The sequence below is a fragment of the Herminiimonas sp. CN genome (assembly GCF_000622895.1).
Lineage (GTDB): Bacteria > Pseudomonadota > Gammaproteobacteria > Burkholderiales > Burkholderiaceae_D > AVCC01.
Map to the genome: position 1 here is coordinate 18,247 of NZ_AVCC01000023.1, position 23,418 is coordinate 41,664.

Sequence of the window (23,418 nt, forward strand, 5' to 3'; positions counted from 1 at the left end):
GTTTGCATCATGTAAATATCCGGCATATCTTACCGCTCTAATCAAACGCCTGAAACGATTAATTGACCCGAGCGTCCTGGCAACTCGGCCCAGGCCAGGGTATGCGTGGGTAATGCCGTATTCTTGATTTTTTGATGCAATTGCGCCATCGATATGCAGTCATAACCCTGCGCCTGCCAACCCAGCAGCAGCTGTTCAAAAATGGGGGCCAGTTTCTGGCCTTCAAGTTCTGCGTGCAAGGTGTAGACATGGTCGCGCGGCGCTTGCGTCAATTTGAGTAGCGTACCAGCAATATTTGACAGCGTAATGACTTCGCCGTTAATGGTTCGCCCCAGCATCTCATCCAGCGTCGGCAGCGTGGTCGGCATTTGGATGCAAGTTAGCGTCTTGTCGGATATCCGCAGCCGGTATGGCCCCACGTCCGGATCAATCAGTGCCCCGGATGGGTTGAGCATCGCACGCGCATCGGAGGAGTAGGCGATGCCGCATGCATCGAGCTGGGCGAATGCATGCGGGTTCATCTGCCAGCCGGCGGCACCATGGGTCTGTGGCTGCTGGCCGAAAATTGCCTTGAAGCGCTCAAACGACCGTTGCATCTGGCGCTGCGTCCAGGCCGCGTCCGCCGTGCGCACATTGTCTTGCCACAGCACATGGTCCCAGGTGTGGATGCCGCACTCGAAACCGGCATCCCGCACCGCGCGCATTTCTGAGGCGCACTCCAGACCGATGTCGGGTGCCGGCAGCAATACGCCGTACATCAGGGTTTTCAAGCCGTAGTGCTCGACCACTGAAGTCCGCGATACCTTCTTGAAAAAACCGGGCCGGAATGCCCGCCGCAGCGCCCAGCCGGTATGATCCGGACCGAGCGAGAACAGGAAGCTTGCGTTGGCCTGGTGCTTTTGCAGCAGGCGTACCAGATTCGGCACGCCTTCGCGCGTGCCGCGATAGGTGTCGACGTCGATCTTTAAGGTAATGGAAGGCAAGGCGGTCTGCAACCCATTAATCCATCAAGGCGCGGGCTTCGGCGACTTGGCTGCGATACGCATCGAAGATGTTGCGCAGCGTATCGGCCATGTCGGTGGTCGGTTGCCAGCCCAGTTCCTCGCAGGTATTGGTGATTTTCGGCACCCGGTTCTGCACGTCCTGATAGCCGGCGCCGTAGTAAGCGCCGGAGGTGGTTTCGAGCAACTGCACCTGCTTGACGGATTCCGCGTATTCCGGATATTCGGTCGCCAGCTTCAGCATCATGCCGGCCAGATCGCGAATCGAATAATTGTTGTGCGGGTTGCCGATGTTGTAAATTTTGCCGCTGGCGATGCCGTTCTGGTTGGCGATGATTTTCATCAGCGCATCGATGCCGTCGCCGACGTGGGTGAACGCGCGTTTCTGCGCACCGCCGTCCACCAGCGAAATGTTTTCGCCGCGCACGATGTGGCCGAAGAACTGGGTCACCACGCGCGAACTGCCTTCCTTCGGCGTATGGATCGAATCCAGGCCGGCGCCGATCCAGTTGAACGGGCGAAACAGCGTGAAATTCAAGCCTTCCATGCCATAGCCCCAGATCACGCGGTCCATCAATTGCTTGGCGCAGGAGTAGATCCAGCGCGGCTTGTTGATCGGGCCGCAGATCAGTTCCGACTGTTCCGGGTCGAATTCGTCGTCGTGGCACATGCCGTACACTTCCGAAGTCGATGGGAACACCAGGTGCTTGCCGTATTTGGCCGCAGACCGGACGATCGGCAGGTTGGCCTCGAAATCGAGTTCGAATACGCGCAGCGGCTGCTTGACGTAAGTCGATGGCGTCGCGATGGCAACCAGCGGCAGGATCACATCGCATTTCTTGACGTGGTATTCGACCCATTCCTTGTTGATGGTGATGTCGCCTTCAAAAAAGTGCATGCGCGACTTGTATTCCGGATTGTCGAGCAGGTCGTTGATGCGATCCGTCATCATGTCCATGCCGTAGACGTGCCAGTCGGTGGTTTCCAGGATGCGCTTGGACAGATGATGGCCGATAAAGCCGTTGACGCCGAGAATGAGGACTTTTTTCATTGTTTGCTCTGATTTTTCATTGATTGGTGAGAAGCATCCGGAGTGCTTGCGGCGAGATGGCTTTGCCTTCGCACAATAACGTTTGGATGTCTAGCGTGCGACCGTCGCCGCAAATGCCCAGGATGGCATTATCTACTACCGCCAGGCCAGGCGGCAAATCGGCCCGGATTCGCGGGCTCAGCCGGGCGCTGCCGATAACCAGATGCTTGCCGTGGATTTCGGTAAAGGCGCCGGGGTAGGGCGGCGCCACTGCCCGGTGCAGGTTGTAGACCGCCTGTGCCGGTTGCGACCAGTCGATGCGGCCGTCCTCCGGCTTGCGCCCGCCGAAGTAGCTGCCCTGCGACAGATCGTTTTGCAAGTGCGGTGCATTGCCGGTCAACAGTGCCGGCAATGCATTCCACAGCGTTTGCTCGGCCGCCACCGTCAGCTTGCCGAATACGTCATGCGCGGTATCGTCCGGCAGGATCGGCACCGCGGTTTGTCCGATGATGACGCCGGCATCGGGTTTTGCTGTCATTTGGTGCAGCGTGGCGCCGGTTTCGGTTTCGCCGTGCAGCACCGCCCAGTTGACCGGCACCCGGCCGCGGTATTTCGGCAGCAGCGAGCCGTGCATGTTGTAGGCGCCGCGTGCGGCCAGCGCCAGCAAGGCTTGCGGCAGCATGTGGCGGTAATAAAAGCTGAAAATGAAATCGGGCTGCAGCGCCTGGATTTGTGCAAATAATGCAGGCGAGTTCGGGTCTGCTGGCGTGACGCAGGCAATGCCGTGCTCGCGGCACAGCGCGGCGACCGATTCGAACCAGATGGTTTCAGCCGGATTGTCTTCATGGCTGACCACCAGCGCCACCTCGACCCCGCGCGCCAGCAAGACTTTCAGGCAGCGCACGCCAATGCTGTGATAGGCGAAAACCACCGCTTTCATGGGTGCTCCGGCAGGCTGGGCGAAACCTTGTTTTCCTGGCGCCGCTCGACGAAAGGCGGTTCCTGCAGCACGGTTTTGACCACATATTGCGGCCGGCCGCGCACTTGCTGGAAGATGCGCCCGATGTACTCGCCCAGCAGGCCGATGCCGAACAGCACCACGCCCAGCATGAAGAATACGACCGCAAACAGCGTAAACACGCCTTCGGCTTCGGCTCCCAGCAGGAAGCGGCGCAGCAGCAGCAGCAGCACCAGCAGCCCCGATGCCGCCGACAGCACCATGCCGAGCATCGAGAACAGCTGCAAGGGTACCAGCGAGAAGCCGGTCATCAGGTCGAAATTCAGGCGGATCAGGCTGTACAGCGAATACTTGGATTCGCCTGCCACGCGCTCTTCGTGTTCGACCGTGATTTCGGTCGGCTTGCGGGCAAACGTGTATGCCAGCGCAGGCACGAAGGTATTGACCTCGCTGCACTGGTTGATCAGGTCGATCACATTGCGGCCGTAGGCGCGCAGCATGTTGCCCTGGTCGGTGATCTTGATGTGGGTGATTTTTTCGCGCAGGCGGTTCATGGCCTTGGAGGCGTAGGTGCGCCACGCCGAATCCTGCCGCTTGCGGCGGATCGAGCCGACGTAGTCGTACCCTTCGCGCATCTTGGCCACCAGGTTGCCGATTTCTTCCGGCGGATTTTGCAGGTCGGCGTCGAGCGTGACGGTGATTTCGCCGCGGGAGGCTTCGAAGCCGGCCAGAATCGCCATGTGCTGGCCGTAGTTTCCGTTCAGCAGCACCACGCGGGTGACTTCCGGACGCAGGCGGAACTGGTCGGCCAGCAGCGCCGGCGAATTGTCGCGGCTGCCATCGTTGACGAAAATGATTTCATAGCGCAGGTTCAGCGCATCCAGCGCCGGGTAGAGCCGCGCATACAGCTTGGCCAGGCCGGCTTCTTCGTTGTATATCGGGATGACGACGGAAAGTTCTGGTTTCATTGTTTTTGCATCCAGTCATAGGAGCCGCAAGCGGAGCCAAGGCATGGCGTCGCATGCCTTGGTGGCGCCGTGCTTGCGGCAGCGTGTTGTTTTCAAGCTGAAAGTACCGATTTGATTGCCGCCACGGTGCGATCGACATCCGCTTCCGTCAACGCATAAAACATCGGCAACGACACGGTCTGGCGGCCGACCCGCTCCGCCACCGGGAACATGCCGGGGCCGAAGCCGCGTTCGCGGTACAGCGTAAATAAATGGATCGGGGCGTAATGGAAGCCGATGCCGATGTTGTGCTGCATCATTTCCGCCATGAATTCGGCCCGTTTGACATGCTCTGGCAGGATGATCTGGAACAGGTGCCAGTTGGTATTGTCAAACTCGGCCAGCGGCAACTGGGCCCCGGTTCGCGCTTCGAAATCGGGGCCGAAGCCGGCGAAATAGCGCTTAGCCAGCGCGCGGCGATGCGCGGTGATGGCATCCAACTGCGCAAACTGGCCCAGCCCGATGGCGGCCGCGATGTCGGTCATGTTGTATTTGCCGCCCAGCAGATCGACATCGATGCCGTCCATGCCGCTGCGGGTGACGCCCTGCAAGCGGTATTTCTCGGCCAGCCGCGCTTCTTCGGCATTGTTGAGCACCAGGCAGCCGCCTTCGGCGGTGGTGATGTTCTTGTTGGCCTGGAAGCTGAACGATACCAAGTCGCCGAAGGAGCCGATCAGCCGGCCTTTCCAGCTGGAGCCGATGGCCTGCGCCGCGTCTTCCACCACCCGCAAGTTGTATTTTTTGGCAATCGCGTACAGCCGATCCATGTCGACCGGCAAGCCCGACAAGTGGACCGGAATGATCGCGCGGGTAGCCGGCGTGATTGCGGCTTCGAGCTTGTCGAGGTCGATGTTGCGGGTGACCGGATCGATGTCGGCAAAGACCGGAGTGGCGCCGACCTCGATGATGACATTGGCGGTGGCGACCCAGGAGATCGGGGTCGTGATCACCTCGTCGCCGGGACCAATGCCGGCGATGCGCAGCGCGATTTCCATGGTGCAGGTGCCGGAATTGAAGGTGCGCACCGGACGGCCGCCGAAATAGGCCGACAGCGCGGCTTCGAGCGCCTGCACCTTCGGCCCGCTGGTCAGCCAGCCGGAGCGCAGCACGTCGCCGACCGCGGCAATCGTCGCTTCGTCGATGCTGGGGCGGGAAAAGGGCAGGAAGGGCAGGGCGGAGTTGTCGGTCATGTTGTCGGCGTCAGGAAAGGTGGCTCGTTTTGTGATTTTCTTTGAATGCATTAATACTGCATTAGGTATATTTTAATACCGCAATGATCATATGCGGAAAATCCAAGGTTATTTGGCATACTCTGGATTTTTTAAAATCAGCTACGGGTCAGGAGTATTACTCCGACGATGATTACGCCAATTGCCAGGATGCGCTGAGCCGATACCATCTCGCCCAGAAAGTACCAGGCGCCAATCGCATTGATGATATAGCCCAGCGACAGCAATGGATAGGCGATGGTGACATCGACCCGCGACAAGCCGATGATCCAGACCACCACCGAAATCACATAGCAGGTCAGTCCGGCAATGATCGGCAGTTGCGTGGCCAGCTTGATGGCGGTGCCAAACCAGTTTTCCGCCGTCAGGTGGATCGCCCCGACCGCATTGGTACCGGCCTTGAGCAGCAGTTGCGCGATGGCGTTGAGGCAGATGCCGACGAAGATGAAGCCGAAGGTAGGCAGGTTCATAGTTGTAAGTTCATGGTTTTGCGTCGTTCGCAATTGCAATCCTGCGTCCATCCCGGGCGATGATGCGCATCGGCACCCCGCGTTGTTGCAAGTCGGCATAAATTGTCGGTGTTGTGACGGCAACCGCTTTCGGGCCTGAAGCCCATTGCTTGATGAATGCCTCGCGCGTGGGCAGCCAAAGCTGCGGCTGCCGCTTGAGCTCAAAATCCAGCTCGTCCGGATTTTCCACCATGACCATGGTGCGGCGCAAATAAAACAGCAGCGAATGATCCAGCCGGCCCACGGAGTACAGCGTCGTGGTCGGCGTGATTTCTGCTTCGATGGCAGCCACCAGTGGCCGGCCGGAAGCATAATTGCCGAGCGGATCGTGGCCGATCATCAGGAGTTGGCCGCCGACGAAGCCGCTGATTGCCAGCACGGTGGCAGCCAGCTCCCGGCGCCCGCGTTGCGCGGCAAGGAATGCGCCGATACCGCCAATCAGCATCGCGATAGCGGCGGCTGTCACCCACGGCTCGTAAGCCAGGTAGAGCGGAATTTCCAGCGGCACATCCGTCATTGTGCCGATGCGCGGCACGAAAAACAGGCCGACTGCACCGCTGGCCGCCATCAGACCGGCGGCCAGCATCAGATGCAGGCGCCCGGCAGCGTCCCAGCAGACCGCGATCAGCAAAGCCAGCGCCGGAAAAATCGGCAGGATGTAGGACGGCAGCTTGGAGCCGGAAATGCTGAAAAAGAAGAAGATGAACCCGGCCCATACCAGCAGCATGCGTTTCGGCTTGAAGGTGCTGCCGGGCGCAGCGCTCCAGCTTTTTAGCACGCTTTGAAACAGGATTCCCAGCCACGGCGCGATACCGAGCAGCAGCAGGGGGATGAAGTAATACCAGGGGCCGGCGCGATGGTGGACTTCGCTGGTGAAGCGCTGGAAGTGTTCATGGATGAAGAAAAAATACGGGAATTCCGGATTCCGGATCGATACCAGCACGAACCAGGGCGTCGTAATGGCGAAAAACAGCAGCAGTCCCTTGCCGATATGCAGCCGCTTCCAGATGCCAAAATCGTTTGCCGCCAGCGAATAAATCACCAGCACCGCGCCCGGCAATACCAGCCCGATCAAACCTTTCGAGAGCACCGCCAGCGCCATGCCGGCCCAGCAGGCCAGCATCCAGTTGCGCCGCGCGCGCGCATCGGCGTCATCGCGCTGCGCGATCAGCAAGCTGCACAGCGCCAGCGTCATCATGCCCGACAGGCCCATGTCGAGCGTATTGATGTGTCCCAGCGCCGCCCACAGAAAGCTCGACCCCAGCACCAATGCCGCCAGGAAGCCGACCCGCGCGCCAAAGACGCTGCGCCCGGCCTGGTACGTCAGCAGGATGCCGAAGAAGCCGCACAAGCCGGTCCAGAAGCGCGCCTGCCATTCGCCCAGGCCGAACAGCGTGAAAGTCAGCGCGTTCATCCAGGTTTGCAGCGGTGGTTTTTCGAAATATTTGATGCCGTTCAGGCGGGTGGTGATCCAGTCGCCGCTGGCGACCATCTCGCGCGCCATCTCGGCATAGCGGCCTTCGTCGGTGGGTACCAGCGTGCGCAAGTCCAATGCATAAAACCAGCACAGGGTAAAAATCAGGAACAGCGCCCAGACAACGGGCTTGGACTGGTGTAAATCGTTCATGCCGGGTCGGATCCGGCGCCGGTGGCTGCGGCAGGCTCGATGATCAGCGCCAGCGCGACTTTGCGGCCCTCCGCCATCAGGATGTTGTAGGTACGGCAGGCCGCCTGATTGTTCATGCATTCGACGCCGATCCGGCGCACGGTGAGCACGTTCGTCAGCTGCGGATGCACGAAGCGCTGGCGCTGGCCGGTGCCGAGGATCACCACATCGGGCTGCTGCGCTTCGATCTGCGCGAAATGCGCGGTTGTGAGGGCTTCGAATTGGTTGACCGGCCACGCGGTCGGGGCAATTTCCGGCAGCACTACCAGGCTGTGCTGGAAGCGTCTGGCGTTGATTTCGACGCCGGCATCATCGTATGCGGTGACGGTCTGGTATTGTTGTGTAGAGGTAATATGAAGCTTCATGGCGCGATTGTCAGATCGATCGGGATGCCGCCCCGGAGTCCGGCATTTATGTGCGTTCCGGGCCGAGGAAGAGCGGCAAAGCTGGCATTGTAGCTTTTTTCCGCACCAATCTCGGCTGTGATCGGTGTTTTTGATTGATAAAACACGATCCATTCGGCAGAATAGGATTTTTCGGCGCTGCAGCAAAATGCGCGCCATTGTGTATCAAAATGACAAGGAATTGCTGCTGTGCGACCGATTCAGAAGTCCAAAAAATTAGCCGAGGTCTGTTACGACATCCGTGGTCCGGTGCTGGAAAAAGCACGCCAGATGGAGGATGAAGGCCACCGCATCATCAAGCTCAATATCGGCAATCTGGCCGTATTCGGCTTCGATCCGCCGGACGAGATCGTGCAGGACATGATCCGCAATCTGCACAACGCGGCCGGCTATACCGACTCCAAGGGCATGTTTGCGCCGCGCAAATCGGTCGTGCATTACACCCAGGAGAAGAAAATCGCCGGCGTTACGGTCGATGACGTCTATCTCGGCAATGGCGCCTCCGAACTGATCGTGATGGGCATGAACGCCTTGCTCAATAGCGGCGACGAAGTGCTGGTGCCGGCGCCCGATTACCCGCTCTGGACTGCCGCCGTCAGCCTGTCCGGCGGCAGGCCGGTGCACTATGTCTGCGACGAAGCGTCCGGCTGGATGCCCGACATCGAAGACATCAAGAAAAAAATCACGCCGCACACCAAGGCGATTGTCGTCATCAACCCGAATAATCCGACCGGCGCGCTGTATCCGGTGGAAATTCTGCAGCAACTGGTCGAAGTGGCGCGGCAGCATCAGCTGATCGTGTTCGCCGATGAAATTTACGACAAAACCCTGTACGACGGCGAAACCCATACTTCGATGGCCTCGCTGGCCGACGATGTGCTGTTCATCACGCTCAACGGCTTGTCGAAAAACTATCGTTCCTGCGGCTATCGGGCCGGCTGGATGGCGGTGTCGGGCGAGAAGCGGCATGCCAGGGATTACATCGAAGGCTTGAACATGCTGGCCTCGATGCGGCTGTGCGCCAATACGCCGGGCCAGTTTGCGATCCAGACCGCGCTCGGCGGCTATCAAAGCATCAACGACCTGGTCGCGCCGAACGGCCGCCTGACCAAGCAGCGCGATCTCGCGCACCGCTTGCTGACGGAGATCCCCGGCGTCACCTGCGTCAAGCCGAAGGCGGCGTTATACATGTTTCCGCGGCTGGACCCGAAGCTGTATCCGATTGCCGACGACCAGGATTTCGCCCAGGAATTGCTGGTCGAAGAAAAAGTCCTGATAGTGCAGGGCACCGGCTTCAACTGGATCGCGCCCGACCATTTCCGGGTCGTATTCCTGCCGAATGTGGATGACCTGACCGACGCGATGGGCCGGATTGCCCGTTTCCTCAATGGTTATCGCAAGCGTCACGGCACTGCATAACTCTGCCTTCCCTGAGTGGGCCGGCTTGGAAAATCCGTGATTTTCCAAGCCGGCCTGCCGATTTTTAGCTGTTTAGTCATCTCACCACCATTGAAATCATGAAATCAATCAAAGTAGGCTTATTGGGCATCGGCACCGTTGGTTCCGGCACATTCAACGTCTTGAAGCGCAACCGGGAAGAAATCATGCGCCGCGCCGGTCGCGCCATCGAGATTACGATGGTGGCCGACCTCAACACCGAACGCGCCAGGGAGCTGACCAATGGCGAGTGCGAAGTGGTAAACGATGCCAATCTGGTCATCAACAACCCTGACATCGATATCGTCATCGAACTGATCGGCGGCTACGGCATCGCCAAGGACCTGGTGCTGAAGGCCATCGCCAACGGCAAGCATGTGGTGACCGCTAACAAGGCGCTGCTGGCGCTGCACGGCGACGCCATTTTTAAGGCCGCACAGGAGAAGGGCGTGATGGTTGCCTTCGAGGCCGCTGTCGCCGGCGGCATCCCGATCATCAAGGCACTGCGCGAAGGCCTGACAGCCAACCGGATCGAATGGCTGGCCGGCATCATCAACGGCACCACCAATTTCATCCTGTCGGAGATGCGCGACAAGGGCCTGGACTTCGATGTGGTATTGCAGGAAGCGCAACGGCTGGGCTATGCGGAAGCGGACCCGACCTTCGATATCGAAGGCATCGATGCGGCTCACAAGGTCACGCTGATGGCCGCGATCGCCTTCGGCATCCCGGTCCAGTTTGATAAGGCATACGTCGAAGGCATTACCAAGTTGCAAGGCATCGATATCCAGTATGCGGAGCAGCTCGGCTACCGCATCAAGCTGCTGGGCATTGCCAAGCGGATGCCGAACGGGATCGAATTGCGCGTGCACCCGACCCTGATTCCGGCCAAGCGCCTGATCGCCAACGTCGAAGGCGCGATGAACGCGGTCATGGTGCAGGGCGATGCGGTAGGCCCGACGCTGTATTACGGCAAGGGCGCCGGCGCCGAGCCGACCGCTTCGGCGGTGATCGCCGATCTGGTTGACATTACCCGCCTGGCCACCGCCGACCCCGAGCATCGGGTGCCGCATCTGGCGTTCCAGCCGGACGCGGTGCACGACACGCCGATCCTGCCGATGGGCGAAATCACCACTTCGTATTACCTGCGCATCCACGTCGCCGACGAAGCCGGCGTGCTGGCCAGCATCACCAGCATCCTGGCCGACGCCGGAATATCGGTCGGCGCGATGCTGCAGAAGGAGCCGGTGGAAGGCAAGCCGGAAACCGACATCATCATCCTGACGCACCAGACGCTGGAGAAGAATATCGATGCCGCCATCGCCCGCATCGAGGCGTTGCCGACGGTGCGCGGCAAGGTGGTGCGGATTCGCTCCGAAGAACTGGCGTAAATTATTTCATACTGGCTATGGTATATATAAAAATATGCCATTTCACGCTTGAATTTATTGCGATAATTAAAAATACTCTTGTATTTTTAATGTAATGCAGCAGGCCGGCATGATTCCGGCCTGCTGCCTTTAATCATTCTTCTGCGTAAAAAATGTCGGTGGCGGCTGGCCGTAGGTTTTCTTGAACCTGGCCGCAAATGCCAGCTGGCTGGCGTAGCCGAATTCGGCTGCGACTTTTGCGCCAGCGTGCGTTCGGACGTGCGGCGCCTGGGAACCTGTTCAGGTGCATCGGTACTCCCAAGCCCTATGCCAGCACGCCCTCGCATTTTTGCATACACTGAACCTTTGTTTTGCTGCGAGATAGTGATGAATAAAGAACAGACTTTGCAACAGGATGCGAAGGTGATCGGCCTGGTGGCCACCGCCCACGGCGTGTCGCACTTTTCCCAGCTGCTGCTGGCATCCTTGTTTCCCTGGCTAAAGGTGGCTTTCGACCTGTCGTATGCGCAACTGGGCCTGCTGATGACGGTGTTTTTCATCGTTTCCGGAGTCGGCCAGGCGCTGGCCGGTTTCGTGGTCGACAAGGCCGGCGCCCGCACCGTGCTGTTTGCCGGCCTGGCCTGTCTGGGCACGGCCGCGCTGGCGATGTCTCTGGCGCCCAATTACGGCATGTTGCTGGCGGGTTCGATGCTGGCCGGTTTGGGCAATTGCGTATTTCATCCGTCCGACTTCACCCTGCTCAACCAGCGGGTTTCGCTCTCGCGTCTGGGCCATGCGTTCTCGGTGCATGGTATTTCCGGCAACCTCGGCTGGGCGGCCGCGCCGATTTTCATGACCGCGATTGCGGCAGCCGCCGGTTGGCGTGTGGCGCTGTTTTCGGCCGGACTGGTGGCCTTTGCGGTGCTGGCCTTGCTATGGGTGTACCGCGCGGTGCTGGCCACGCCGGCAGCGCACCCGGCAGCATCGCACCAGGCGGCAGTCCAGGACGGCGCGTTGCTGGACTTCATGCGGCTGCCTTCGGTCTGGCTATGCTTTGCTTTTTTCCTGATCACTGCGCTGGCGCTGGGCGGGATTCAAAGTTTTTCCTCGTCCAGCCTGCGCGCGTTGTACGGCATGTCGCTGCCTTTGGCAACCGCCGCCTTCACCGCGTTCATGCTGGCGTCGGCCGCAGGCATGGTGCTGGGCGGTTTTCTGGCGGCCAGGGCCAGCCGCCATGACCGCACGATTGCGCTGGCATTCACCTTTTCCGGCGCGATGGCGCTGATTGTCGCCACCGGCGCGGTGCCGGTGTGGGCGGCGCTGGTATTGATGGGCATGGTCGGGCTGGGGGCAGGGGTCGCCGGCCCGTCGCGCGACTTGCTGATCCGCGCATCGGCCCCGAAAAACGCCACCGGACGGGTGTACGGCGTGGTGTATTCGGGGCTGGATGCCGGTGTGGCGATCGCGCCGCTGCTGTTCGGTGCGCTGATGGACGCCAGCCGGCCGGCCTGGGTGTTCATCTGCATCGGCCTGTTCCAGATGCTGGCGATCGTCACCGCGATCAATGTCGGCAACGACACCAGCAAGCGCGCTGCCGCCGCGCCGGCATAATGCTGCGCGAATTGCAATGAAAAAGGACGTCGCCGCCACGACGTCCTTTTTCATTGCGCGCGATCCGCTTACAATTTGCCCTTGCATTACTTATACCAACCAGACTGATTGCCGAGGAACCCGATGACTTTTGCCACCTGCGATATTTGCGATGCCCACGAAGACCAGCTTGCCAGCGGTGCGCTGGCGGTATTGCCGCCGCTGTTCAAGGCTTACGGCCGGGAACCGGTTTTTTCCGGCCCCGCCTATACGCTGAAAGTATTTGAAGACAATGCGCTGGTGCGCACCGCGTTGGAGCAGCCGGGCAATGGCCAGGTGCTGGTAATTGATGGCGGCGGCAGCCTGCGCTGCGCGCTGGTCGGGGGCAATCTGGCCGTGCTGGCGGTCAAAAACGGCTGGAGCGGCATCGTGGTCAATGGCTGCATACGCGATTCGGTCGAGATCAATGGCTGCGCGATCGGCGTGCGCGCGCTGGCGACCCATCCGCAAAAAAGCATCAAGAAGGGTGTCGGCGATGTGCAGCTGCGCGTGATGATCGCCGGCGTCGCCGTGCGACCAGGCAGCTGGATTTATGCCGACCAGGACGGAGTGCTGGTGGCGCAGGAAAAACTGATTTGATACGGCTGGCCTGATGCGGCCGGCTTGATTCGGTGCAATTAAATGAAAAATGCCGCGCTTGAAAAAGCGCGGCATTTTTATGCGGTAGTCGTCAGGCGGGAGTCAGGCGCATTCCTTGGTCTGGTTCAATGCCTTGCCCAAAGCCAGCGCGCGCGCATCCGCGCCCATCGCGATGCCTTCGGCACGGATCACCGTGATGTCGCTGATGCCGAAGAAGCCCATCACCGCGCGCAGATACGCTTCCTGGTGATCCATTGCCGTTTCGAAGGCGGCGCCTGCATACATGCCGCCGCGCGACGATACGATGATCATCTTCTTGCCGACAATCAATCCTTCCGGACCCTGCGCGGTGTAGCGGAAGGTGCGCCCCGCTTGCGCAATCCGGTCGATCCAGGCCTTGAGCTGGGTCGGCACCGAGAAGTTGTACATCGGCGCGCCGATCACCACCACGTCGGCTGCCAGGAACTCGCACAGCATGGTTTCGGTCAGCGCCAGTTCGGCGCGCAGGCTTTCCGGCGCAACATAACCTTTCTGCGGGCGCAATGCGGCCAGCAATTTGTCGTCCAGATGCGCCGGCGGCGCTTCGACCAGGTCGCGGTAAGTGACGGTTGCACCAGGATGGATTTCCTGCAGTTGATAGACGGTCGCTGCAGTCAGTTCCCGCGTAACCGACATCGCGCCCGTCGCGCTTGAATCAATATGAAGAACTTTCACGCTTGCTCCGTTGATGAATGAGGTTGAAATGCGATAATTGAATTAGTCTAAAATAAAAAAAATTAACGATAAATAGCCATATTTGAGAATGATTATCCTGCATATAGGATAATCGGCGGGATTGGCGCGCATGGGATCTGCAATGCACGATTTGAACGATATGTATCTGTTCGCCAAAGTAGTCGAGCAGGGCGGTTACAGCGCTGCCGCGCGCCATCTCGGGATGCAGGTATCCCGCCTCAGCCGGCGCATCAACGATCTGGAAACCAGCCTGGGCGTGCGCCTGCTCAACCGCACCACCCGCAAGATTTCGCTGACCGACATCGGCCAGACCTTTTACCAGCACTGCATCGCGCTGGTGGCCGAAGCCCAGGCGGCGCGCGACACCGTAGATCGCACCCGCGCCGAGCCGCAGGGGCTGGTGCGGCTGAGTTGCCCGGTCGGCTTGTTGCATAGCAATGTCGCCGGCATAGTGGCGCGCTTTCTGGCCGAGAAGCCGCTGGTACGGGTGCATGTGGAAGCCACCAACCGCCGGGTCGATGTGGTTGAAGAGGGTTTCGATATTGCGCTGCGGGTCAGAAGCCTGCCGCTGAAAGACTCCAACCTGGCGGTGCGCACGCTGGCCAATACCGAGCTGATCCTGCTCGGCAGCCCCAGCCTGTTTGCCCGCCATGGCAAGCCGCAGCAACTGGCCGACCTGAGCCGCTTCCCGACCCTGAGCATGACGCGCCCGGGCGATAAATATACCTGGCAGTTCACCCGCCCGGATGGCAGCGTCGAGGTCGTTGCGCACCTGCCGTGCCTGGCCACCGACGACTTCGTCACCCTGCACCGGGCCGCACTGAATGGCGTCGGCATCACCTATCTGCCCAAGTTCATGGCGCAGCAGGATCTTGCCAGCGGCGCGCTCGAACATGTGCTGCCGGAACTGACGATTCCGCAGGGCGTCGTGCATGCGCTGTTCCCGTCGCGCCGCGGCTTGGTGCCGGCGGTGCGCGATTTCATCGATGCGCTGGTGGAAGGCTTCGCGGCCGGCGAGCAAACCTTGCTTGGCTGAATCCTGTGGTTTTAAAAATACATGGAGTATGCGAATAAATGCAGTAGCTGCCGCACGTTTATATTGCGGCAATGTAAAATACATCGGCTAGTATGAATTTACTGAAAAAGCCGGGCAGCTATGCCTCTGACATCGTTGCCAGCCACCATCAAGAGAAAACCATGACCAAGAATGAAGCCATCCAGCGCGTCAACGACGCCCTCGGCAGCCCGCTGCTCAATGAGCGCAACACGCACTGGGCCAGCGTGGTCGCCCATGCCGGCGACGAAGGCTGGTGGATTCACATCCCCTTGCTGCAGTTCAAGAAGGAAATCCACATCCTGCTCTGCAGCGAAAAAGCCAAGGTTTTCCGCCATCTGAAAATCAAGGCCAGTGAAATCCTCAGCCCGGCCATGAAGTTCCGCTGCAAGGATCAGGTCGCCGACATCTTCATATCCGCTGCCAGCCCCAGAAAGCTGGCCGACATATTGCCGGGCGGCACCAAGCACAATTTCAGCAAACACATCGTATCCGAATACCGCTTCTGAACATGACCAAACTACTGCAACACTCCCGCGCCGGCACCGGAATGCGCGTCATCGCACTCGCATTGCTCGCCGTCGCCGCTAGCGCCCAAGCTGCGCCGCTGCTGCGCTGCCAGGTCACGTATGCCGGCACCACCCATCTGGTGGAAGCGGTGCCCGGCACCGACCCCTACCGCGCGCCATCGGTCGACATCGGCGGGCGCTTCCGCTTCAAGGCGGTGGTGCTCGGCAGCCGACAACGGATCGACGCCATCAATCTGTACGCCTATATCGACACCCGGCGCCAGCCGGTGCTGATACATCAGGCCAAATACTTGCCGCCGTTCCGCAAATCCGCCGCGCCCTACGCGCTGACCGGGCACAACAGTCTGTATGCATCGAATGTGGAGCGCGAACTCCAGTACAGCTGCACCTTGCAGGGAGTGCAGTCATGATTTTATTTTCAACATTGAACAGACTTGCCGCAGGCCTTGCTCTGTGCATGGCAAGTGTGGCCGCAGCGCAATCCGCACCCTCGGTCAGCCTGCTGTTCGCCGGCGACATCGTGCTTGACGGCAAGGCAGGCAAGGCGATCGCGCAGGGGCGCGACCCGTTCGCCCCGTTTGCCGCGATACTGGACTCGGCCGACATCCGCGTCGGCAACCTCGAATGCGTGGTCGCCACCGGCGGCGACCCGGCCGACAAGAACTACACCTTCCGCGCCGATCCGCGCACGCTGCCGGTGCTCAAGCGCCATTTCGATGCGGTGGCGCTGGCCAACAACCATTCCGGCGATTACGGCCGCCCGGCGTTTGCCGAAATGCTCGGCCTGCTCGACCGCGAGGGCATCCTGAAATTCGGCGGCGGCCACAATCTGCGCGAAGCGCACGCGCCGCTGATCGTCGAGCGCAGCGGCATCCGCATCGCGCTGCTGGGCTACAACGAATTCATGCCGCGCAGCTTCGAAGCTGACTACGACGCCCCCGGCGTCGCATGGAGCGAAGACGAGCAGGTGGTGGCCGACATCAAGGCCGCGCGCAGCATCCACCATGCCGATCTGGTGATCCCGATCATGCACTGGGGCTGGGAAAACGAGACCATCGCCGGCACGCGCCAGCGCCAACTGGCTCGACGGATGATAGACGCCGGCGCTGACGCCGTCATCGGCGGCCATCCGCACGTCACGCAAGACATCGAGCACTACAAGGGCAAACCGATCATCTACAGCGTCGGCAACTTCGTGATGGAAGACATCGACAACCCGAACCAGGCGATCGGCTGGGTGCTGCGGCTGCAGCTCGACCGCCAGGGCGTGCAGCGCTTCGACACCCGCGTCGCCAACCTCGACAGCGATGGCCTGCCGCATCCGGCGCCGGACGCCAAAAGCCCGTGCTGGCAGCGCGGGCAGGATGCGGTGGCGCTGTGCGGGGACGGGGATTGAAAAGGCAAAAACCTTCCCGCTCGGCTAGCGCTCCAGCTCCGCATAGTGCCTAAAAATGCCCTGCTGGTTGAACGGCAGGCGTCGCTCCGATTTCAGATAGGCGGCAATCCGTGGCCGCAATGCAACGCTCCGGTGCAACGCCATCAGGCGCGGATAGGCGGGCGCCAGCGCCTTCATCGTGCGCGGGAACGCGTAGCGCAGGCCAGCCATGATCTGGAACAGCGACAGGTCGACATAGGACAGCGCATCGCCCAATACATGTTCGCCGCTGTTACGTTCGAGGATGCGCTCGAAATAGCCGAGGAACTTCGGCAGCCGGGTGCCGGTGAAGTCGTGCGCGCGCCGCAGCGCTTCCGGCTTCTGGTTCTTGTAATACAGGCTGCTGGCGATCGGGTGATGGGTGTCGTGCACTTCGGTCAGCAGGTCGGCGATGGTGAGCTGCAGCTGGTGCGCCCATAGCCGGCTGGCTTCATCTTCCGGCACCAGCCCGAGCCGCGGGCCGAGGAACAGCAGTATGTTGGCGGTCTGCCCGATGATCTGGTCGCCGGCTTGCAAGAACGGCGGCGCAAATGGCGGATGCTCGATCTCGTCGCCGTCGAGCAGGCGCAGCATGGCGTCACCCTCCGCACCGCGGGCGACATCGTCATAGTCGGCCCCGGCCTCTTCCAGCGCAAGCCGGATGAATTCTCCCCGGCCCTGTATGGTCGGCCAGTAGTACAGTTGATAGCGCATGGACGGGCTCCCGGCAGTGAGGATGCGGTGGGATAAATTGCGCCGACAATGGGCGCAATCAGATTACTACCGATTATCACGCCAGTAGCGCAGCTTCGGTTAGCGCTTCATCAGACCGACATTCCCCGAACGATGCTGAGATTGACGTCCTGGTCCAGCGACATCCGTGCACCGTGCTCCGGCATGACCTTCGCTCTCAAGCTCATGCAGGATAATTTGTCAGGGGTATGCTTTAAAAACATATGTTTTACGCATTTTTTTATGCGCTATTAAAAAATACAGGGAATAGTATATTTTATTTCAATAAATTCCTGAAACTGCTGGCCGCAAATTGCGGCTGTCGATAGAATCGTCATCCATCGCATTTTTCACGCACTTTCATCCAGCAAACCTCATTCATGCCTCCATCCGGCCAATTTTCCCTGCTCGCCCAGCGTCGTTTCGGGCCGTTCTTCTGGACCCAGTTTTTCGGCGCGTTCAACGACAACGTGTTCAAGACCGCATTGCTGACCATCGTCACCTACGACGTCTTGCGCTGGACTACGATGGACGTGGGCCTGCTGAACAACCTGATTCCGGGGCTGTTCATTCTGCCGTTCGTGCTGTTTTCCGCGCTGTCGGGGCAGCTGGCCGACAAGTTCGACAAGGCGCGCCTGGCGCGTTTTGTGAAGCTGCTCGAAATCGGCATCATGCTGGTCGCCGCCTACGGCTGGATGACGCACAACCTATGGATTCTGGTGGCGGCGGTGGCCGGCATGGGGCTGCACTCGACGCTGTTCGGGCCGGTGAAGTACGCGTATCTGCCGCAGCACTTGCAGACCGCGGAGCTGACCGGCGGCAATGGCATGGTCGAAATGGGCACTTTCGTCGGCATCCTGCTGGGCGAAGTGCTGGGCGCGGTGCTGGTGGTGCAAAAGCCGTGGGGGTTGGCACTGATTGCCGGCAGCACGATAGCCTTCGCGCTGATCGGCTGGCTGGCCAGCCGTGCAATTCCGCCGACGCCGGCGCCGGTGCCGGAGTTGCAGATCAGCTGGAACCCGTGGCGCGAGACGCTGCGCAACCTGCGCTTTTCGCGCCAGAACCGCACGGTGTTCCTGGCCATGCTCGGCAATTCGTGGTTCTGGTTCTACGGCGCAATCGTGCTGGCGCAGTTCCCGGTGTATGCGCGCGATTACCTGCATGGCGACCACAGCGTGTTCGTGCTGCTGCTGACGGTGTTTTCGTTCGGCATCGGCGCCGGCTCGCTGCTGTGCGAACGCTTGTCGAAGGGCCGGGTGGAGATCGGGCTGGTGCCGCTGGGCGCGATCGGCCTGACGCTATTCGGCTTCGATCTGTTTTTGGCCAGTGTCGCCTACAGCAATGCGGCAACGGTCGGCATGGCCGGCTTCGTGGCCCAGCATGGCAGCCTGCGGATCCTGTTCGACTGCCTGCTGATCGGCGTCTTCGGCGGCTTTTACATCGTGCCGCTGTTCGCGCTGATCCAGACCCGCTGCGACCGCCAGCATGTTTCGCGCACCATCGCCGGCATGAATATCCTGAATGCGCTGTTCATGGTGGTCGCCGCGCTGGTGGCCATGCTCCTGCTGCAACTGGGCTGCAGCATCCCGCAAATCTTCATGGTGACGGCAGTGCTGAACGCGCTGGTGGCGGCGGTGATTTTTGCCGCAGTGCCGGAATTCTGGACGCGCTTCGTGGCATGGCTGCCGGGGCGCTAGGCTGGTAAAATCAGGCCTTTACAGCTTAACTGGCCGCAGTCCCGGCCCACTCCTATGTCCGGCAATACATTCGGTACCTTGTTTACAGTCACCACTTTCGGCGAATCCCACGGCCCGGCCATCGGTTGCGTCATCGACGGCTGCCCGCCGGGCATGGCGCTGTCGGAGGCCGACATCCAGCCCGATCTGGACCGGCGCAAGCCCGGCACCTCGCGCCACGTCACGCAGCGCCAGGAATCCGACACGGTGGAAATCCTGTCCGGCGTGTATCAGGGCCAGACCACCGGCACCCCGATTGCGCTGCTGATCCGCAACGAAGACCAGCGCAGCAAGGATTACGGCAACATCGCCGAAACCTTCCGCCCCGGCCATGCCGATTACACCTATTGGCAGAAATACGGCATCCGCGACCCGCGCGGCGGCGGCCGCTCGTCGGCCCGCCTGACCGCGCCGGTGGTGGGCGCGGCGGCCATCGCCAAGAAATGGCTGCGCCAGCAGTACGGCACCACCTTCACCGGCTGCATGAGCCAGCTGGGCGAAATCGCGATTCCGTTCGAATCCTGGGACCATGTGCGCAACAACCCGTTCTTTGCCGCCACCGGCAACCTCGGCACCATCGCGCAGCTGGAAGAATATATGGACGCGCTGCGCAAGGCGGGCGATTCGATCGGCGCGCGCATCGAGGTGGTGGCGCAAAACGTGCCGGTCGGCCTCGGCGAGCCGATCTACGACAAGCTCGATGCCGAAATCGCGTATGCGATGATGGGCATCAATGCGGTGAAAGGCGTGGAAATCGGCGCCGGCTTCAAATCGGTCGCGCAAAAGGGGTCGGAACACGGCGACGAACTCACGCCCGCAGGCTTCGTCGGCAACAACGCCGGTGGCGTGCTGGGCGGCATTTCGACCGGGCAAGACATTACAGTGTCGATTGCGGTCAAGCCGACTTCATCGATTCGCATACCGCGCCGCTCGATCGACAAGGACGGCGCGCCGAGCATGGTAGAGACCTTCGGCCGGCACGACCCCTGCGTCGGCATCCGCGCCACCCCGATCGCCGAGGCGATGCTGGCTCTGGTTCTGATGGATCACGCATTGCGGCATCGGGCTCAGTGCGGCGATGTGCGGGTCAATACGCCGAAAATTGCCGCGCACATTTGAGGTTGTAGATTGCCGGGTTTTGTGCAGCAAAACCCGGTAAAAAATATTGTGAAAAGCGCTTTGGAAAAGAAAAAAGGGTGAACCGAAGTTCACCCTTTTCAATGTCTGGCGGAGTGGACGGGACTCGAACCCGCGACCCCCGGCGTGACAGGCCGGTATTCTAACCAGCTGAACTACCACTCCTAATTAATACTGATGCAACCTGTCACAGCTGCTGTTTGACTGATGGTGGGTGCTGACGGGGTCGAACCGCCGACCTACGCCTTGTAAGGGCGCCGCTCTACCAACTGAGCTAAGCACCCATATTTTTTGCTTAGTCAGCCAAACTATCGGTGTTTATGTTGCAGCACCGAAGAAGCGAAACTATACAGGGGCTTTTTAATTTTGACTAGGTCTGGCGGGAAATATTTTGATATTTTCTGTTCCGGCAACTATTTTTCCAAAGCGCCGATGGCTCATGCTTCGGGTTAAACTTGCGCATTGCGGTTTTGTGCCTGCCAACCGCTGCTCATCATGCATTTATTTTTCATAGGTTTTCAATGACTCGCCCTCGTTTCTTGCCGGATAGTTTTACTCTGGCGATTGTTTTGTCCGTCGTCGTCGCCAGCTTTTTTCCGTGCGAGGGGCAGGTCGCAGTGGTGTTCGACCGGATCACCAGCCTTGCCATTGGCCTGCTGTTCTTTTTTCACGGCGCAAAGCTGCCGCGCGACGCGGTACTTGCCGGCATGCGGCACTGGCGCCTGCATCTGACCGTGCTGGCATGCACTTTCCTGATGTTTCCTGTGCTGGGCATTGTGCTCAAGCCGCTATTGCTGCCGCTGGTCACGGCCGATCTGTATCTGGGTATCCTGTTTCTGTGCGTGTTGCCGTCCACCGTGCAGTCGTCGATTGCATTCACTGCGGTGGCGCGCGGCAATGTGGCAGCTGCGGTGGTCAGCGCTTCCGCCTCGAACCTGCTCGGTATCTTCCTGACGCCGCTGCTGGTGGGGCTGCTGGTGGTCGCAGGCGGGACCAATCATTCTTCGATCGATTCCGTCATCAGTATCGCGCTGCAATTGCTGCTGCCCTTCGTGGCCGGCCAGATTGCCCGTAAATGGATAGGGCGCTGGGTCGACCGCCATAGATCCAGGCTGAAATTCATCGACCAGGGCTCCATCCTGCTGGTGGTGTATACGGCGTTCAGCGCATCGGTCGGGCAGGGTCTGTGGCAGCAGTTGCCGCTGCGCTCGCTGGGTGGTCTGTTCATCGTCAGTGCGATATTGCTGGCGCTGGCGATGACGATCAGCACCTTTGTCGCGCGTCGCTTGGGTTTCAACAAGGAAGATGAAATCGCGATTGTCTTTTGCGGTTCCAAAAAAAGCCTGGCCAGCGGCGTGCCGATGGCCAAGGTGCTGTTCGCCAGCCATGCAGTCGGCGCCATCGTGCTGCCGCTGATGCTGTTTCATCAGATCCAGTTGATGGTATGCGCGGTACTGGCGCAGCGTTATGCGCTTCGCCTGCAAGCGGGCGCAAAGCAGGACAGCGCGCTGCCATCCTCGTCGCGCGAATTGAAATGAGGGTCACCTTTTCCCCGCAATCGGCGCAACTGTCAAATCCTGTCCACCCGAACCGATTCGGATTTAGAATAAACGTCTTTTCTTCCTTTGGCCTATGCCGGTGCGTGGCCAGCGAAATATTCGAGCCATGAAAGTCTTTAACCTGTGTTGCGCGCACGATCATCGATTCGAGGGATGGTTTTCCTCGGAGCAGGATTATCTGGCGCAAACGGCAGGCAGCCGGATCGAATGCCCGATCTGCGGGACGAAGGAAGTTCAGAAACTGCCATCGGCACCGCGCCTGAATCTGTCCCGGGCGCAGACGCCGCAACGGGCGCAGGCGGCGACGGCACAGCAGGAATGGCTGACCGTGGCGCGTCAGGTAATGGCCAATACCGAAGATGTCGGCGACGGTTTTGCCGATGAGGCGCGCCGCATTCATTACAAGGAAACGCCGGCGCGCAACATTCGCGGCGTGGCCAGCAGCGAGCAGCATGCAGCCCTGATTGACGAAGGCATTGAAGTGATGTCCATCCCGCTTCCCGGGATACTGAAACAGCCGCTGCACTGATATTCCCACCTCGCCTTGCAAAGGGCGTATTTCCCGCACATTTCTGTCTGTCTGCAGGCACAAAAAATCCGTTTTCCGGACGATTCGCTGTGCAATTAATTGTGAATTGTCGTGCTTTTAATATAAATTGGGAGGCAGCATGGATTTGAATTACAGCGCGCAAGGCGCGGGTCGGGCAGGCGCTGAAATTTATCGGCCAGCAGGCGATACAACGGCATGGGGGCATGGGTGTCACCGACGAATTGCCGACAGCCCATTACTTCAAGCGGTTGACGATGATTGAACTGACCCTGGGCGATACCGACCACCACCTGGCGCGCTTCATTGCGCAACCGGGGTTTAAGGTGGCAACGGAAGCAGGTTGATTTTTGTCTGATGCTGGCCTGCAAGCTACATAACGCCGTTTCACGGAAAAATGTAGATTGCTTGCAAGACAGCATTCAAAGCTACCGCCTTACTTTACGAGTAATTGCTTGCCGGCTGGCCCCGACTTTTTCGGCAGCGTCAATTCAAGCACGCCATTCTGATAACTCGCTTCCGATTTTTCCTCATCGACATCGCAGGCGAGGGTGAAGCTGCGGTACTGCTGGCCGTAGTAACGCTCACTGCGCACAACGGTTTCTCCGCTTTTTTCTTCAGTTTCCTTTTTGGTTTCGGCGCTGATTGAAACCTGGTTACCTTCGATGGAGACCTTGATATCCTCCTTGGTGACGCCGGGAATCTCAGCCTTCACGACATAATTTTTGTCAGTTTCCGTTACATCCATTTTGATGCGGGGCGTTGACGGCAGACTGGACCAAGTCGGTGCAATGCGAAAATCCTTGAGCATATCGTCGAAATTCCTGAACGGATCTGCGCGGACAAGTTCATTGAACGGGTCAAAGCGCGTCAGGTTATTAGCCATGATAATTCTCCAGATTGATGAGATGGATGTGCATGAAACAAAGCCAAGCGTTTTGAAGCCGGACTGTTGTATGGCAATAGATGCTTCATCACCATAGAGAAGAATATTCCTGCTCCGGCAGTCAGCATTGAGGAGTCGCAAAGAATGAGATTATTCAGGCGGCATATCCATACCCAGCCGTAAGTTGCTTAATTAAATTCGCACTATAAAAAAAGACGCTCTTTTAGTTAGCGCTTTTTGTTACACCA

General features: G+C 59.7%; 22 protein-coding genes, 2 tRNA genes and 2 pseudogenes. 13 read left to right on the plus strand and 13 right to left on the minus strand.

Going from position 1 to position 23,418, the window contains the following annotated elements:
• Window positions 1–41: 41 nt before the first annotated feature.
• The 8 genes from HMCN_RS0107195 to HMCN_RS0107230 all read right to left on the minus strand — a co-directional run bounded on the left by HMCN_RS0107195 (window position 42) and on the right by HMCN_RS0107230 (window position 7,765).
• Entirely contained in the window at window positions 42–983 is a 942-nt protein-coding gene (locus HMCN_RS0107195; protein ID WP_025916742.1) for a polysaccharide deacetylase family protein, read from the minus strand.
• 16 nt (window positions 984–999) lie between these two features.
• Complete coding sequence (locus HMCN_RS0107200) at window positions 1,000–2,052, minus strand: bifunctional UDP-4-keto-pentose/UDP-xylose synthase (RefSeq protein WP_025916743.1); 1,053 nt, start codon at window positions 2,050–2,052, stop codon at window positions 1,000–1,002.
• Window positions 2,053–2,068: 16 nt separating this feature from the next.
• Complete coding sequence (locus HMCN_RS0107205; RefSeq protein ID WP_025916744.1) at window positions 2,069–2,971, minus strand: formyltransferase; 903 nt, start codon at window positions 2,969–2,971, stop codon at window positions 2,069–2,071.
• A complete protein-coding gene (locus HMCN_RS0107210) occupies window positions 2,968–3,957 on the minus strand; it encodes a glycosyltransferase (RefSeq protein ID WP_025916745.1) in 990 nt (329 codons plus the stop codon). The genes HMCN_RS0107205 and HMCN_RS0107210 overlap by 4 nt, the downstream gene beginning before the upstream one ends.
• A 92-nt stretch (window positions 3,958–4,049) precedes the next feature.
• Window positions 4,050–5,186: a DegT/DnrJ/EryC1/StrS aminotransferase family protein gene (locus HMCN_RS0107215; RefSeq protein WP_025916746.1), complete on the minus strand. Its 1,137-nt coding sequence runs from the start codon at window positions 5,184–5,186 to the stop codon at window positions 4,050–4,052.
• 137 nt (window positions 5,187–5,323) lie between these two features.
• Window positions 5,324–5,695 (minus strand): EamA family transporter, encoded by a 372-nt coding sequence (locus tag HMCN_RS0107220; RefSeq protein ID WP_025916747.1) that lies wholly within the window; start codon window positions 5,693–5,695, stop codon window positions 5,324–5,326.
• 10 nt (window positions 5,696–5,705) lie between these two features.
• Window positions 5,706–7,361, minus strand: coding sequence for a glycosyltransferase family 39 protein (locus HMCN_RS0107225; protein WP_025916748.1), 1,656 nt, complete (start codon window positions 7,359–7,361; stop codon window positions 5,706–5,708).
• Entirely contained in the window at window positions 7,358–7,765 is a 408-nt protein-coding gene (locus HMCN_RS0107230; RefSeq protein ID WP_025916749.1) for an Mth938-like domain-containing protein, read from the minus strand. The genes HMCN_RS0107225 and HMCN_RS0107230 overlap by 4 nt, the downstream gene beginning before the upstream one ends.
• A gap of 228 nt (window positions 7,766–7,993) precedes the next feature.
• Between HMCN_RS0107230 and HMCN_RS0107235 the strand changes: the two genes are divergently transcribed.
• The 4 genes from HMCN_RS0107235 to rraA all read left to right on the plus strand — a co-directional run bounded on the left by HMCN_RS0107235 (window position 7,994) and on the right by rraA (window position 12,840).
• Window positions 7,994–9,223: a pyridoxal phosphate-dependent aminotransferase gene (locus tag HMCN_RS0107235; RefSeq protein ID WP_025916750.1), complete on the plus strand. Its 1,230-nt coding sequence runs from the start codon at window positions 7,994–7,996 to the stop codon at window positions 9,221–9,223.
• A gap of 98 nt (window positions 9,224–9,321) precedes the next feature.
• Window positions 9,322–10,632 carry a homoserine dehydrogenase gene (locus HMCN_RS0107240; RefSeq protein ID WP_025916751.1) on the plus strand — a complete coding sequence of 437 codons (1,311 nt, stop codon included), beginning with the start codon at window positions 9,322–9,324 and terminating at the stop codon, window positions 10,630–10,632.
• Between the two features lie 366 nt (window positions 10,633–10,998).
• On the plus strand, window positions 10,999–12,222 hold the full coding sequence (locus tag HMCN_RS0107245) for an MFS transporter (RefSeq protein WP_025916752.1): 1,224 nt from the start codon (window positions 10,999–11,001) through the stop codon (window positions 12,220–12,222).
• A 123-nt stretch (window positions 12,223–12,345) separates the two neighbouring features.
• Window positions 12,346–12,840 (plus strand): ribonuclease E activity regulator RraA, encoded by a 495-nt coding sequence (rraA, locus tag HMCN_RS0107250; RefSeq protein WP_025916753.1) that lies wholly within the window; start codon window positions 12,346–12,348, stop codon window positions 12,838–12,840.
• Between the two features lie 102 nt (window positions 12,841–12,942).
• Here rraA and HMCN_RS0107255 read toward each other — a convergent pair whose 3' ends face one another.
• Window positions 12,943–13,554 carry an FMN-dependent NADH-azoreductase gene (locus tag HMCN_RS0107255; protein ID WP_025916754.1) on the minus strand — a complete coding sequence of 204 codons (612 nt, stop codon included), beginning with the start codon at window positions 13,552–13,554 and terminating at the stop codon, window positions 12,943–12,945.
• Window positions 13,555–13,696: 142 nt separating this feature from the next.
• Here HMCN_RS0107255 and HMCN_RS0107260 point away from each other — a divergent pair, with 142 nt between their 5' ends.
• The 4 genes from HMCN_RS0107260 to HMCN_RS0107275 all read left to right on the plus strand — a co-directional run bounded on the left by HMCN_RS0107260 (window position 13,697) and on the right by HMCN_RS0107275 (window position 16,555).
• Window positions 13,697–14,611: a LysR substrate-binding domain-containing protein gene (locus HMCN_RS0107260; protein ID WP_155837462.1), complete on the plus strand. Its 915-nt coding sequence runs from the start codon at window positions 13,697–13,699 to the stop codon at window positions 14,609–14,611.
• A 161-nt stretch (window positions 14,612–14,772) separates the two neighbouring features.
• Window positions 14,773–15,138 carry a hypothetical protein gene (locus HMCN_RS0107265; protein WP_025916756.1) on the plus strand — a complete coding sequence of 122 codons (366 nt, stop codon included), beginning with the start codon at window positions 14,773–14,775 and terminating at the stop codon, window positions 15,136–15,138.
• A 2-nt stretch (window positions 15,139–15,140) separates the two neighbouring features.
• Entirely contained in the window at window positions 15,141–15,569 is a 429-nt protein-coding gene (locus tag HMCN_RS0107270; protein WP_025916757.1) for a hypothetical protein, read from the plus strand.
• The gene (locus tag HMCN_RS0107275) at window positions 15,566–16,555 is read left to right on the plus strand and encodes a CapA family protein (RefSeq protein ID WP_035626220.1); all 990 of its coding nucleotides are present in this window, start codon (window positions 15,566–15,568) and stop codon (window positions 16,553–16,555) included. Before HMCN_RS0107270 ends, HMCN_RS0107275 begins: the two co-directional genes overlap by 4 nt.
• 24 nt (window positions 16,556–16,579) lie before the next feature.
• On the opposite strand, the gene HMCN_RS0107280 is transcribed toward HMCN_RS0107275, so the two are convergent.
• Window positions 16,580–17,287: a glutathione S-transferase gene (locus HMCN_RS0107280; RefSeq protein ID WP_025916759.1), complete on the minus strand. Its 708-nt coding sequence runs from the start codon at window positions 17,285–17,287 to the stop codon at window positions 16,580–16,582.
• Window positions 17,288–17,685: 398 nt separating this feature from the next.
• On the opposite strand from HMCN_RS0107280, the pseudogene HMCN_RS0107285 reads away from it, so the two are divergent.
• Both HMCN_RS0107285 and aroC read left to right on the plus strand, forming a co-directional pair.
• Window positions 17,686–18,990: pseudogene (locus HMCN_RS0107285) on the plus strand (MFS transporter); the annotation flags it as partial.
• A 66-nt stretch (window positions 18,991–19,056) separates the two neighbouring features.
• Entirely contained in the window at window positions 19,057–20,160 is a 1,104-nt protein-coding gene (gene aroC, locus HMCN_RS0107290; RefSeq protein ID WP_025916761.1) for a chorismate synthase, read from the plus strand.
• A gap of 106 nt (window positions 20,161–20,266) precedes the next feature.
• On the opposite strand, the gene HMCN_RS0107295 is transcribed toward aroC, so the two are convergent.
• Window positions 20,267–20,343, minus strand: a tRNA-Asp gene (locus HMCN_RS0107295).
• A gap of 43 nt (window positions 20,344–20,386) precedes the next feature.
• Window positions 20,387–20,462 (minus strand) — tRNA-Val (locus tag HMCN_RS0107300).
• 237 nt (window positions 20,463–20,699) lie between these two features.
• On the opposite strand from HMCN_RS0107300, the gene HMCN_RS0107305 reads away from it, so the two are divergent.
• The 3 genes and pseudogenes from HMCN_RS0107305 to HMCN_RS18605 all read left to right on the plus strand — a co-directional run.
• On the plus strand, window positions 20,700–21,716 hold the full coding sequence (locus tag HMCN_RS0107305; protein ID WP_025916762.1) for a bile acid:sodium symporter family protein: 1,017 nt from the start codon (window positions 20,700–20,702) through the stop codon (window positions 21,714–21,716).
• 127 nt (window positions 21,717–21,843) lie between these two features.
• The gene (locus HMCN_RS0107310) at window positions 21,844–22,266 is read left to right on the plus strand and encodes a DUF1178 family protein (protein WP_025916763.1); all 423 of its coding nucleotides are present in this window, start codon (window positions 21,844–21,846) and stop codon (window positions 22,264–22,266) included.
• Between the two features lie 149 nt (window positions 22,267–22,415).
• Window positions 22,416–22,631: pseudogene (locus HMCN_RS18605) on the plus strand (pimeloyl-CoA dehydrogenase small subunit); the annotation flags it as partial.
• Window positions 22,632–22,720: 89 nt separating this feature from the next.
• On the opposite strand, the gene HMCN_RS0107320 reads toward HMCN_RS18605, so the two are convergent.
• The gene (locus HMCN_RS0107320) at window positions 22,721–23,170 is read right to left on the minus strand and encodes an Hsp20/alpha crystallin family protein (RefSeq protein ID WP_025916764.1); all 450 of its coding nucleotides are present in this window, start codon (window positions 23,168–23,170) and stop codon (window positions 22,721–22,723) included.
• Between the last annotated feature and the right edge of the window lie 248 nt (window positions 23,171–23,418).